We start from the raw sequence: 11,695 nt of genomic DNA on the forward strand, positions 1-11,695 counted from the left end.
ACAGTTGTGTTTAGGTGCGATGACTTTCGGTCTGGGATGCCAATGCTGGCTACTTTGACGATGTTGGGTATGAACGCCAATCCTGCATGGAGGCGACGCCAGGGATGATGAACGTGGATCAAAGATGGTCTCAACAAGGAGTGTCTGGCTCTTCTTACTCATTTCATTCAGCATCTGAACTGAGTCAACTGTTTCACTTGGTGGGTAAGCGTTTTGATGCTTTGCAGCTCACCCCCGGCAGGCTGAAAGGTGAGATGTCGATTGCTCAGCTTGGGGCTGTCACGCTTCTCAAGATCACCACGACGCATCGGATTCTTCTCAATGGTGATCGGGGTCCCGACTGCATCAGTTTCTGTATAGAAGCTTCCGGCCAAGCCAAAGATCACAAGGTCTTCTGCGTTCCCATGTCGGCTTATTCCGTTCATGGTTTCAAGCAGGGATTGCTGGAATCGCACTTCGAACTTTCCGCTGACTCCACCACTTATCTGACGATCACCTCGAGCCGACGCTTCAATGACTATCTGGAGCATTTCGGTTTGGAGTCAATGATTGGAGAGATGGAGATGAGCAATTCGTTGCAAAGCTTCCCGCTGATGCACCAGCATATGGCTAAAGAGTTTGAGTTTCTGATCCAGAACTCATTTGTAAACACCATCCGTCCACAGCAGGCAGGTCATCGCCTTTACGGCCTTTTCGTGAAGTGCCTAACTTGTCACGACGAAGAAGGTTGTTTTATTCCGATGGTTTCCACGCCTCGTCAGGAGCTGGTGCGAAGACTGATCGGCTGGGGCTTTCTTCATGGCACGGCAGATACCAACCTCGACCAGATCTGCCAAATGCTTTTTGCCTCAAAGGGCACGTTGATCCAAAGCACCAAGGAAGCCTTGGACATCGGACCGATGGAACTGCTGAAGCGTATCCGTCTTGAGAAGGTGAACGGCATGCTGCGTTCCCAAGAGCGACGCAAAACAGCTCAACTCACCACCGTTTCAGAGGTGGCTCAGTATTTCGGCTTCCGCAGCCGCGGTCATTTCGCGAGGGCCTATCAAGAGCTGTTCTCCGAAAGTCCAAGCGTCACGCTGAGCAAGGCCCGTGCCTGAACCACACAGGTCATTCATGGGCTCAATTCCAGACACCCTGGCTCGACGACGGGGGATCCGCGGCCGTGATCCCAAAAGTTCAGACCTTGGAGAAACCGACCTGTCTCACCCAATCGTCTGACTAAAAGTGAAGGGGTGAACTCCCCATAGGGCTGTCTCCATTCATGGCCAACCATTCACAAATCGACGGATCGATTCTGCCGTTTCCTGCAAAACCGTCGGGCAGCAAGGCCGGGACGACGATGCAGGAGTCGACGTATAGCCCGCTCCCCGATCCCAAGAGGCTTCCAGACGACGCACCCAACATCCTTGTGGTGCTGATTGACGATGCCGGTCCGGCAATGCCGGAATGCCTGGGCGGCGAAATTCATACGCCCACGCTTCAGGCGATCAAAGATGGTGGTGTTGGTTTCAATCGCTTTCACACCACAGCGATGTGTTCACCAACACGCTCCTCGCTGCTGTGCGGTCGCAACCACACCTTCGTGGGCAACGGCCAGATCTGTGAATTCGCTAACGACTGGGACGGTTATTCAGGACGGATTCCGGAAAGCTGTGCACTGCAGGCCGACGTTCTGCGCAATTACGGTTACGCCACCGGAGCATGGGGTAAGTGGCACAACACGCCCTCCAATGAGACCACGGCTGCAGGGCCCTTCGAAAATTGGCCAACGGGTCTTGGATTCGAATACTTCTATGGATTCCTCGCAGGTGAGTGCTCTCAATATGAGCCACACCTGGTGCGCAACACCACGGTGGTGTTGCCACCGAAAACAGCAGCAGAGGGCTACCACGTCAGTGAAGACCTGGCCGACGATGCCATCAACTGGCTGCAAACCCACAAGGCGCTCCGCCCCGATCAGCCCTTCTACATGTACTGGGCATCCGGAGCCCTGCATGGTCCTCACCATGTGAATAAGGAGTGGGCTGACAAGTACAAGGGCAAGTTCGACGAGGGCTGGGACGCGTATCGCGAAAAGGCATTTAAAAATGCCAAGGCCAAAGGCTGGATCCCCGAGAACGCCCAGCTCACGCCACGCCACCCCCGTTTGGCAGCCTGGGATTCCATCCCTGACGATCAGAAGCCCTTCCAGTCACGTTTGATGGAAGTGCTGGCAGGCTTTGCTGAACACACCGATCACCAAGTCGGTCGCATCGTCTCAGAAATTGAACGGCTGGGCTACGAGGAAAACACACTCGTTGTTTACATCTGGGGTGACAATGGCTCCTCCGGAGAAGGCCAGGACGGCACCATCTCGGAGCTGTTGGCTCAGAACTCCGTCGCCTCGGAAATTGAGCAGCACATCGAGGTTCTCAATGAACTTGGCGGACTGGATGTGCTCGGCTCCCCGCTGGTCGACAACATGTATCACGCAGGCTGGGCCTGGGCCGGCAGCACGCCTTACCAAGGTATGAAGCTGCAGGCTTCCTATCTCGGCGGCACCCGTAATCCCATGATGATCAAGTGGCCCAAGGGCATCGAGCCGGATCCCAAGCCGCGGTCGCAGTTCCACCACTGCAACGATCTCGTGCCAACGATCTATGAGCTGGTGGGGATCACTCCACCCAAGATCGTCAATGGCGTGGAGCAGGATCCCATCCACGGCACCAGCTTCGCCTATGCCTTCAATGCCCCGGATGCACCAGGTCAGCTCAAGACCCAGTTCTTCGACATCATGGGTTCTCGATCGATTTATCACAACGGTTGGATGGCTGGGGCCGTAGGGCCTCGGCTGCCCTGGGTGAAGGGCGTCGACCCCGACATCCTCACCTGGTCACCCGACACCGATGACTGGGAGCTCTACAACCTCGATGAGGATTGGAGTCAGAGCAGGAACCTCGCAGATCAGCATCCAGAGAAGTTGCAGATGCTTAAAAATCTGTTCCTGGTGGAATCGGCCAAATACAAAAACCTGCCGATTGGCGGTGGCCTCTGGACCATCATCTTCCACCCGGAGCTGAAGGTTGCCCCGCCAGCAACATCCTGGGAGTTGCCAGGCACCATCACACGCATTCCGGAACCCTGTGCTCCACGACTTGGTTGCCTCAACAACAAAGTCACGATCGACATGGAGATTCCAGAGAATGCCAGTGGTGTGCTCTACAAGCTCGGCGCCAATTCAGGTGGTCTCACCTTGTACATGGATCAGGGGGTTCTCATTTATGAATACAACCTGTTCATCATTGAACGCACCAAGCTGCGCTCTGCTGAGCCACTGCCGGCCGGTCGTCACAAACTGGAGATCGTCACCCAGCACACCGACGACGATCCAAGAGGTCCGCTGTCGATCAAGGTGTCCCTCAATGGCACACAAGTGATCGACGGCACTGTGCCAAGGGTTGCAGCTGTGCTGTTCACGGCGAATGATTGTCTGGATGTCGGCCAGGCGCTTGGTTCTCCTGTTTCGCTCGACTACCACGAACGTGCGCCATTCAAGTTCAATGGATCCATTCACACCATGCACGTGGAGTATCTCGAATAGAGCAGCCAAGCCAAAGTCAGCAACAACGTCTCTCGTGCAAATCAACGGGAGACGTCCAGTTGTTTCCGTATTTCTTTGAGCAGATCTCGTTAGGAGATCTGCTCTTTTTCTTTGAGTTCCAGGCTCAAAAAGTAATTCAGAAATGTGCGCACCAATGCCACGGCTCCCAGTTGGATCAACGCTGATGCTTCACGACTGATGGTGGTCTGGACGACATCAGCTCCAAGCTGAAACTCAAGGGCCAGGGCTACCCAGCCTCCAAATGTCAGTCGCGCTGCCGTCAGCGGCCCACGCTGCATCAGGCGCGGCGGGATCGCCCGCAGACGAAGTGGTCCGCCCGGACTGAACACAGCAATCAACCCAATCCCTACGGAAAGAATCGAAAGGCCCTCAAGAATCAAGCGCAATCCTTCCGCCGTATGCGTCAGCAGATGCTCGGCCCAGTCCATGAATCATTGGCTGCAGGTATGAGACGATTGTGGAGGAGGGAGAAGAGAATGACGAGTTGTCAAAACCCAGAGTGCAGCAATTCAGCACAATCGGGATCATGTTGAGATGCCTTTGTCTTCAGCGATATTTATCCTGTGGATAGAGGTCTGCCCCTTCCGCTCGGATGAGCAATGCCAATACGGAATTAGCCAAAACACGGAATCGAGCAGCTGCGGAGCGCACAACCCTGGCCTGGATCCGAACCGCCCTGACTCTGATCAGTTTCGGATTCGGTCTCGATCAAATCATCAGTGCCATCCGTGATGCAGGAGGTGAAACAAGCTCCCGCGACGATATTGGTGTGCAACTGATGTCGATGGTGTTTATTGGGGTTGGCATTTTCACGCTGCTCATTGCCATGAGGCAGCACAAACGTGAGCTCGTTCGTTTGCGAAACGATCCTTATCTCTACCGGGATGAGCCTTCGCTCTCGATTGCCACGGCAACAGCTGTTCTGTCGATCGGGGTGATTGCATTTCTCTGGATGCTTTCCGCATTTTTCTGAGCTCAAGGGGGCTCCCGCGTCACTGTCAAAACTCCCATTCTTTTCATGTCACTGCTGATTTCGCTGGCCCTGTTTTTCATCATGATGTCTCTGGGTCTCAATCTGCCCAGCCTGCAGTTCGGACTGCTGAAACGTCGGCCATGGCTGCTCGTGCGTGTCCTGTTGGCCACCTGCATGGTCCTGCCGATTGTGGCCTTGCTGTTGCTGCACAGTCCACTTGGGCAAGGGCTGTCTGCCGCCGTTTCAACAGCCGTGATGCTGATGGCGATCTGTCCCAGTGCTCCGATGATTGCCCTGAAGAGCACAAAGCTGGCAGCCAATCCTGAGTTGGCTACGCGGTTGCAATTCTGGTCGGCCTGCGCTGCCATCTTGAGTGTTCCGCTCTGGGTTGGTCAGCTGCCCACCGAAGCATCAGAGACGATCTGGAGCATTCCGGCCCAGGAGGTCGCCTATCAGGTGTTCACCGTGCAGTTGATTCCACTGTTGGTTGGCGTGTCACTGCGTCGGTGGTGCGCTGAGTGGTCTGAACGGTGGAATCCAGTCATTCAGAAGGCCTCCAAGATTCTGCTGTTGGTGTTGCTGGCCTTGATCTTGATCGTGGCGTTGCCGCAGGTGGCGCCGATGTTAATTGGCAACCTCAGAGGTGCTTTGCTGATGTTCATCCTGACCTGGATTGCTCTCGGTCTGGGGTTCGCCGTCGCCGGCGACGATGGGGTGGAACGCAGCACGTTGCCGCTGGTGCTGTCCATGCGAAATCCAGGTCTTGCTTTGCTGATCGTGCAACGCATGGCACCCAACGCTGTAGACCTCAAAGCAGCCGTGGTTGGTTATGTGGTTGTCACGGCAGTTGGCACGGCACCCTTCATGCAATGGCGCAAGGCGAACGCTTCCCAGGCTCAGATCACAGGGGACGTTTAAGTCAAAGCCATGCAACGTGAATCAGACCATCAAGAGCTGCTTTACATGAAGCCACGCCAAACGTCAGATTTGGCTTGCTTGCTGCTGACATCTGCCGTTGGCTACATCTGTAATCTCAAATTACCGTTGCTCCTGGCAGCAGCGATCAGCTGCATTCTGTTGATCCTGATCAGCCGGTTGCGTCATCGACTGAAATCACCAACCCGTTGGTGGACAGGGATCGGCCTCTGCTCAGGGAGTTTTCTTGGTACAGCTGCCTCGATGATGGATGAGATGCAGCAAGGTAGTGCCGCCGCGTTGGTCCACTCACCTCAGGAACGACTGGCGCTTGTTGTTTTGCTTGGCATTACCGGTGTCCTTGCCGGTCGTCGCGTTGGTATCGATCCCAATGCTGTGAGAGGACGCTCGATCGGAGACCTGCTGAAGTCGCTCAGTGGAACATTCACAGGGTTGTTCGGTGTGCTTGTTTCGATTGCCTTTGTCTTGAACGGGCTTGAAGAAGCGAGAACACTGTCCAGCCGACTGACCACGTCACTGACCATCATGATTCTTGCCCTGATCGGCCCAGGTTGGATCAGTCACATGCTTATCGTTTATCAGCGCAATCATCGGCACTGATTCAATTGAATTTCAAAAAGATGTTGGCTTTCAAATGTGAGAAGTGTTGCCTTTGTGCATCGGCTTGATTGAGCCAATATTCCCTATGTTGTTGTTGTTAACGGCTTTTCATTCAGGGCGACATCGGAGATCATTCTTTGATGAAGCGAGTGGTGGTTCGCGATCCGCCGGCCAGCAACGACCCCACAACGTGACCACATGTCGATCGGATCGAGCCCATCACTGTCAGAGTGGCTTTTTTCTGAACCGTGGAGACCGGAAGCACCCCTGACGTGCCGGTGGCTCGCAAGCCACGCTTCTGGGTCGGGCCACTCCTGGCCGGTTGCTGCTTCACCCTCGGCTATGGCATCACCCATCGATTGGTGACCCTGCAAAGCAATCCCGAAACACCGGAGCCTGAGCTGTTCGCTCCTGCGGAATTTCCCGGTGATTCGCTGAGGTCACTGCGCGACCGCCATGGTCAGACGTCCGGCGGCCTGCAGGTGGATGTGGCTGCCATCGAGGCGCGTCTGGAGGCCGAACGCAAAGCGGAGGAGGAAGCGCGTCTGGAGGCTGAGCGACGGGTGGAGGAATCCCTGCAGCTCAATCAGGCGGTTCAGCCGCTCTTGGAGGAGGCCAGATGGGAAGAGAAGCCCCTGGTCGAGACGGTTCCGGAGGAGCGGATCCAGTCGGATTCCGACCCGTTGCTCGGATCGCCTGTCCAACCGGTGGCCACGGAAGAGTCGCCTCCGCAGCCCTCCGCAATCCTGCTGCCTCCGCCGGAGCCTGTGCTCCCTGTGGTGCCGACTCCATCGGATCCCCCAGTCATGGCTCCCTGATCGGGGTCTGGATCTGCCACAGTCTGGTTTGTCGTTCTGAGCGTCATGGGATCGCCGGATGCCCTGATCCGCGCCACCGTCAATCGACTCGGTGCCCGCCTCGGCCACGGCCTGGCTGATGCCGCAGCGGAACTGGCAGTGCTGGCGCAGGATGCTCCGGAACGGCTACGCCAGGAGTGGGATCTGTTTCAGGAGGAGGTTCAGGCCGAGGCCGAACGGCTGGAACACGGTGAGACCATCACCGCCGACGGTGCTGTTGCAGCACCGTCGCAGGAGCAGTCATCCCAGGATCGGATTGACCTTCTGAGGGCAACGGTGGCGGAGATCAGTCGAGCCCTCGAGGTCAAACCCTGATGGCGCCAACCGTTCGCATGGCACCCCTGCGGCGGACCCGGAGAGCCCTGCGCATCTGGCGCACAGTTCTCACCCTGATCGCCCTGCTCTGGTGGGATGGTCAGACGTGGACCTACCGCGGCGGTGTCAGCCCGGAGAGACGGCAGGAGCGTCAGAGGCAACGAGCCCAATGGTTGACAGCTGAACTCCTCACGCTCGGCTCCGCCTTCATCAAGCTCGGGCAGCTGCTCTCCGCGCGACCGGATGTGCTCCCGGCGGGATGGGTTGCGGAGCTGGCGGAATTGCAGGATCGCGTTCCAGCCTTCAGTTTCGATCGGGTCCAGTCGGTTCTTGAGGAAGAACTGGGACAGCGATGTGCCGAAGTGGTGGATCTGGATCCCGATCCCCTCGGTGCGGCATCCCTGGCTCAGGTCCACCGGGCGAGTCTGCGCAGCGGACGCCAGGTGGTGCTCAAAGTGCAGCGTCCCGGCCTGGATTCACTGTTCCGTCTCGATCTTGATGTCATGCATCAGGTGGCGGTGGTGTTGCAGCGTCATCCCAGCTGGGGGAGGGGTCGGGACTGGCCTGCGATGGCAAGGGAATGTCGTCGCGTCCTGCTGCGTGAACTGGATTTCCGTGTGGAGGCCCAGTACGCCGCACGGTTCCGCCAGCAATTCCTGGATGACGAACAGATCCGTATTCCTGCTGTGATCTGGGAACTGAGCACCCGAAAGGTGCTGTGCCTCGACTATCTCCCCGGCATCAAGGTCAATGACAGAGAGGCCCTGGTGGAGGCCGGGATCGACCCATCCGCCGTCGCTGAGATCGGCGCTGCCAGTTATCTGAAGCAGCTGGTGCGCTTCGGCTTCTTTCATGCCGATCCCCATCCCGGAAATCTGGCGGTCGCCGCTGATGGCGCACTCATCTACTACGACTTCGGAATGATGGGGCTTCTGTCAGACGGTCTGCGTCGTCGACTGGGGGCCATGGTCCGGGCCGCCGCTTCCCGCGATTCAGCTGCTCTGGTGGAACAGATGCAGGCAGCCGGAGTGATCGCCGCTGACATCGACGTGGGCCCTGTCAGACGTCTCGTCCGGTTGATGCTTCAGGACGCGCTCACGCCCCCCTTCAGCTCCAATGTGATCGACAAGCTGTCCGGCGATCTGTACGAGCTGGTGTACGGCCAGCCCTTCCGACTGCCGGTTGAGCTGATTTTCGTGATGCGGGCCCTGTCCACCTTCGAGGGGGTCGGCCGCAGCCTGGATCCTGCTTTTAGTCTTGTCGCCATCGCCAAGCCCTACCTTCTGCCTCTGATGACCTCAAGTGGAGCCGGCTCCAGTGATCTGTTCAATGAGATCAGCCGCCAGGTGGGAGCTCTGAGCAGTCGGGCTGTGGCCCTTCCCAAACGGCTGGATGACAGCCTGGAACGTCTGGAACAGGGGGATCTGCAGCTGCAGGTTCGCCTTGGTGAGTCCGACCGTCAGTTCCGGCGGATGATCACAGTCCAGCAGTCGATCGGTCAGTCCGTGCTGCTGGGCTGTCTTGCCCTGAGCACGGCGCTGCTTGCAGCCAGCAGTCGTCCCTTCTGGAGTCTGCTGCCGGCTGCAGCGACCGTTCCCGTCGCGTTCGGCTGGATGTCCATCCAGCTGCGGCTTCGTCGTGATCAGCGCCTGGAGCAGATGCCTGGTTCCAGTCGCTCCTGAGTCGAAGATCACATCCCATTCGAGTTGATGATAAATTCATTTAAAGCGAAGTTGTTTGTTTGTCTGGATGTCGACTCCAAGGCTTTCTTCTGCACTTGAGCTGAAGCTTGCAATCGGCCGTTGGTTGCACTTGGCATGGCTGCTCCGCAGTCGCCACTTCCGTCGCAATCTGAAGGCCTGTGGTTTGTCTCCCCGCGAATTGATGCGGTCGATGTCTCACTCCGTTCGTTATCTGCGTCAATGTGAGCGTCGGCGTGATCCCTATCCGGTTGTGGTTGTGGATGGCTTTCTGGATGGGCGCATGATGACGTTGGTGTCCCAAAGTTTTCCTGGCTCCGATGACATGGAAGACATGCCTGTGGAGCGCACGCGTAATGCCATGGCCCGCAGGAACAGAAAGCTGTTTCGCCTCAATCCAGAGTCACTGGAAGGGTTGTCTGTGGATCGTGCCGCCTTCTGGGATGTGTTCAGTGCATTCATCGATCTCCTGTCTCCCGAGATGATGCATGCCTTGCCCGATCCTGCTCCTGATATGCGGGTTGAATCCTTTCAGTCAGGATTCAAGGTCCGCAAGGATCTCTGGATGGATCGAGGGGGATTTCAGATTTCCCCCCATACCGATGGTGTTCAGAAATATGCAACATTCCTGCTGTATTGCTCTGGTCACCCTTCTCTGGAGCAGGAGGGAACATCTGTTTTTGTGCCCAAAGACAATGGGTTTCGAAGTTGGAACGGTAAACAGTTCAAGTTTGATGATTTTGATGAAGTCTTCCGGGCGCCGTACCGCAAAAACCTCGTGTTCGGGTTTCGCAAGACCGACAACTCCTTTCACGGGAAATATCCAGGCGAAGCCACTGTGGAGGCCCGGAAGACCATTTCGATCACCGTGCAATCGAAGCGTCTCTTCAAGGTCTGAGGCAGGGCCTCAGCTGCGGCCCCGTGGTCCCTGGCCGACGGCGCCGGCATACACGGCCTGACTGCCAAGTTCGTCCTCGATGCGAAGCAGCTGGTTGTACTTGGCCACCCGCTCACTGCGACTGAGAGAGCCGGTCTTGATCTGGCCAGCTCGGGTGGCCACCGAGAGGTCGGCGATGGTGGTGTCTTCGGTTTCGCCGCTCCGGTGACTGATCACGCTGGTGTAGCCGTTGCGGCCGCCGAGATCGATCGCCTGCAGCGTTTCGGTGAGAGAGCCGATCTGGTTCACCTTGATCAGGATTGAGTTGGCGGTCGCGTTGTCGATGCCTTGCTGCAGGCGCTTGGTGTTGGTCACGAACAGGTCATCACCCACCAGCTGCACCTTGGCTCCGAGACGCTCGGTCAAGAGCTTCCAGCCGTCCCAGTCGTCCTCAGCCAGGCCGTCCTCGATCGAGATGATCGGGAACTTCTCCACCAGCTGCTCCAGCTGCCCCACCATCTCGGCACTGTCGTAGCTGCCGCCATCGAAGGCATAGCGACCGTTCTCGAAGAATTCGGTGCTGGCCACGTCGAGTGCCAGGGAGATCTGCTCACCGGGCTTGTAGCCGGCTTTCTCGATCGCCTGCACCAAAATCTCACCGGCTTCCACGTTGCCAAGATCCGGAGCGAAGCCACCCTCATCACCCACGGATGTGCTCATCCCCCTGGCCTTGAGCAGCCCTTTGAGGGTGTGGAACACTTCGGTACCCATGCGCAGAGCTTCGCGGAAGCTCTCAGCTCCGTGGGGCACCAGCATGAATTCCTGAAAATCAAGGCTGTTGGCAGCGTGGGCCCCACCGTTGATCACGTTCATGAGGGGAACCGGAAGCAGGTTGGCCATCGGACCCCCCAGATAGCGATACAGGGGGATTCCCAAGCCGTTCGCAGCAGCTCGAGCAGTGGCCATGCTCACCGCGAGGATGGCATTCGCGCCGAGATTGGATTTGTTATCGCTCCCGTCGAGATCGAGCATGGCGGCATCGACGGCGGCCTGATCCAGTGATGAAAGCCCGCAGAGCGCCGGAGCGATGCGCTCTTCGATGTGGTTCACCGCCTGGGTGACCCCTTTGCCCATGTAGCGCTCGCCGCCGTCGCGCAGTTCGTGGGCTTCATGGGCGCCGGTGCTGGCGCCGCTGGGGACGATCGCTCTCCCCATGGCTCCGTTCTCGAGCATCACCTCGGCTTCCACCGTGGGATTCCCGCGGGAATCCAGTACCTCTCTGGCCACGATGGTGTCGATGACGAGGTCGAGGGAGTCGATCACGTTGGACGGGGCATCAAACCCGGGGATCTTATGGGTCGACCCCCGCTACCGGGTTGTGATTGAACGCACGCAGCCAGAATGCCGGTAGATGTCGAGGAAGGATCCGAACCCATGCGGATGCTCCACACCATGCTCCGGGTCGGGGATCTCGAGCGTTCCATCGCCTTCTACACGGAGCTGCTAGGCATGCAGCTGCTGCGCCGCAAGGACTACCCCGGTGGACGGTTCACGCTGGCGTTCGTCGGATACGGATCGGAGCGGGAGAACACGGTGCTGGAACTCACCCACAACTGGGACACCGATGCTTATGACCTCGGTGATGGGTACGGACACATCGCTCTCGGTGTGGAGGACATCCGAGGCACCTGTGCCGGCATCGCCGACAAGGGAGGACGCGTGGTGCGCGAGCCGGGACCGATGAAACATGGCTCCACGGTGATCGCCTTTGTGGAAGATCCCGACGGTTACAAGGTGGAATTGATTGAACTTTCCTCCCGCGCGGACACCTGA

At 57.7% G+C, this 11,695-nt stretch carries 12 protein-coding genes; 10 read left to right on the plus strand and 2 right to left on the minus strand.

From position 1 onward, the window contains the following. Positions 1 to 86: 86 nt before the first annotated feature. Both ACJ0G7_RS07940 and ACJ0G7_RS07945 read left to right on the plus strand, forming a co-directional pair. A complete protein-coding gene (locus tag ACJ0G7_RS07940) occupies positions 87 to 1,100 on the plus strand; it encodes a helix-turn-helix domain-containing protein (protein WP_407395655.1) in 1,014 nt (337 codons plus the stop codon). A 242-nt stretch (positions 1,101 to 1,342) separates the two neighbouring features. Further along, a complete protein-coding gene (locus ACJ0G7_RS07945) occupies positions 1,343 to 3,583 on the plus strand; it encodes an arylsulfatase (RefSeq protein WP_407395657.1) in 2,241 nt (746 codons plus the stop codon). Between the two features lie 89 nt (positions 3,584 to 3,672). Here the strand turns inward: ACJ0G7_RS07945 and ACJ0G7_RS07950 are convergent, their stop codons facing one another. Then, entirely contained in the window at positions 3,673 to 4,032 is a 360-nt protein-coding gene (locus ACJ0G7_RS07950; protein ID WP_407395659.1) for a DUF1622 domain-containing protein, read from the minus strand. Between the two features lie 164 nt (positions 4,033 to 4,196). On the opposite strand from ACJ0G7_RS07950, the gene ACJ0G7_RS07955 reads away from it, so the two are divergent. The 7 genes from ACJ0G7_RS07955 to ACJ0G7_RS07985 all read left to right on the plus strand — a co-directional run bounded on the left by ACJ0G7_RS07955 (position 4,197) and on the right by ACJ0G7_RS07985 (position 9,883). Beyond that, positions 4,197 to 4,577 (plus strand): YidH family protein, encoded by a 381-nt coding sequence (locus tag ACJ0G7_RS07955; RefSeq protein ID WP_043693501.1) that lies wholly within the window; start codon positions 4,197 to 4,199, stop codon positions 4,575 to 4,577. A gap of 45 nt (positions 4,578 to 4,622) precedes the next feature. Continuing rightward, entirely contained in the window at positions 4,623 to 5,495 is an 873-nt protein-coding gene (locus ACJ0G7_RS07960) for a bile acid:sodium symporter family protein (RefSeq protein ID WP_407395661.1), read from the plus strand. Between the two features lie 9 nt (positions 5,496 to 5,504). Continuing rightward, positions 5,505 to 6,113, plus strand: a complete 609-nt coding sequence (locus ACJ0G7_RS07965; RefSeq protein WP_407395663.1) for a hypothetical protein — start codon at positions 5,505 to 5,507, stop codon at positions 6,111 to 6,113. A 248-nt stretch (positions 6,114 to 6,361) separates the two neighbouring features. After that, positions 6,362 to 6,931: a hypothetical protein gene (locus tag ACJ0G7_RS07970; RefSeq protein ID WP_407395665.1), complete on the plus strand. Its 570-nt coding sequence runs from the start codon at positions 6,362 to 6,364 to the stop codon at positions 6,929 to 6,931. Between the two features lie 45 nt (positions 6,932 to 6,976). Further along, positions 6,977 to 7,285, plus strand: a complete 309-nt coding sequence (locus ACJ0G7_RS07975; RefSeq protein ID WP_043693490.1) for a hypothetical protein — start codon at positions 6,977 to 6,979, stop codon at positions 7,283 to 7,285. Continuing rightward, positions 7,285 to 8,967, plus strand: coding sequence for an AarF/ABC1/UbiB kinase family protein (locus tag ACJ0G7_RS07980; RefSeq protein ID WP_043693487.1), 1,683 nt, complete (start codon positions 7,285 to 7,287; stop codon positions 8,965 to 8,967). Before ACJ0G7_RS07975 ends, ACJ0G7_RS07980 begins: the two co-directional genes overlap by 1 nt. Positions 8,968 to 9,097: 130 nt before the next feature. Beyond that, a complete protein-coding gene (locus ACJ0G7_RS07985) occupies positions 9,098 to 9,883 on the plus strand; it encodes a hypothetical protein (protein ID WP_156957152.1) in 786 nt (261 codons plus the stop codon). A 9-nt stretch (positions 9,884 to 9,892) separates the two neighbouring features. Here the strand turns inward: ACJ0G7_RS07985 and eno are convergent, their stop codons facing one another. After that, positions 9,893 to 11,185 carry a phosphopyruvate hydratase gene (gene eno / locus ACJ0G7_RS07990; RefSeq protein WP_043693480.1) on the minus strand — a complete coding sequence of 431 codons (1,293 nt, stop codon included), beginning with the start codon at positions 11,183 to 11,185 and terminating at the stop codon, positions 9,893 to 9,895. Positions 11,186 to 11,296: 111 nt separating this feature from the next. Here eno and gloA point away from each other — a divergent pair, with 111 nt between their 5' ends. After that, positions 11,297 to 11,695, plus strand: a complete 399-nt coding sequence (gloA, locus tag ACJ0G7_RS07995; RefSeq protein ID WP_043697074.1) for a lactoylglutathione lyase — start codon at positions 11,297 to 11,299, stop codon at positions 11,693 to 11,695.

The organism is Parasynechococcus sp., from assembly GCF_045559935.1.
Classification (GTDB): domain Bacteria; phylum Cyanobacteriota; class Cyanobacteriia; order PCC-6307; family Cyanobiaceae; genus Parasynechococcus.

What these genes read in the sequence shown, in the direction of transcription:
- ACJ0G7_RS07975 (WP_043693490.1), top strand. Translation starts at nt 6,977, where the DNA reads ATGGGATCGCCGGATGCCCTGATCCGCGCCACCGTCAATCGACTCGGT.
- ACJ0G7_RS07955 (WP_043693501.1), top strand. Translation starts at nt 4,197, where the DNA reads ATGAGCAATGCCAATACGGAATTAGCCAAAACACGGAATCGAGCAGCT.
- gloA (WP_043697074.1), top strand. Translation starts at nt 11,297, where the DNA reads ATGCGGATGCTCCACACCATGCTCCGGGTCGGGGATCTCGAGCGTTCC.
- ACJ0G7_RS07980 (WP_043693487.1), top strand. Translation starts at nt 7,285, where the DNA reads ATGGCGCCAACCGTTCGCATGGCACCCCTGCGGCGGACCCGGAGAGCC.
- ACJ0G7_RS07960 (WP_407395661.1), top strand. Translation starts at nt 4,623, where the DNA reads ATGTCACTGCTGATTTCGCTGGCCCTGTTTTTCATCATGATGTCTCTG.
- ACJ0G7_RS07940 (WP_407395655.1), top strand. Translation starts at nt 87, where the DNA reads ATGGAGGCGACGCCAGGGATGATGAACGTGGATCAAAGATGGTCTCAA.
- ACJ0G7_RS07950 (WP_407395659.1), bottom strand. Translation starts at nt 4,032, where the DNA reads ATGGACTGGGCCGAGCATCTGCTGACGCATACGGCGGAAGGATTGCGC.
- ACJ0G7_RS07945 (WP_407395657.1), top strand. Translation starts at nt 1,343, where the DNA reads ATGCAGGAGTCGACGTATAGCCCGCTCCCCGATCCCAAGAGGCTTCCA.
- ACJ0G7_RS07965 (WP_407395663.1), top strand. Translation starts at nt 5,505, where the DNA reads ATGCAACGTGAATCAGACCATCAAGAGCTGCTTTACATGAAGCCACGC.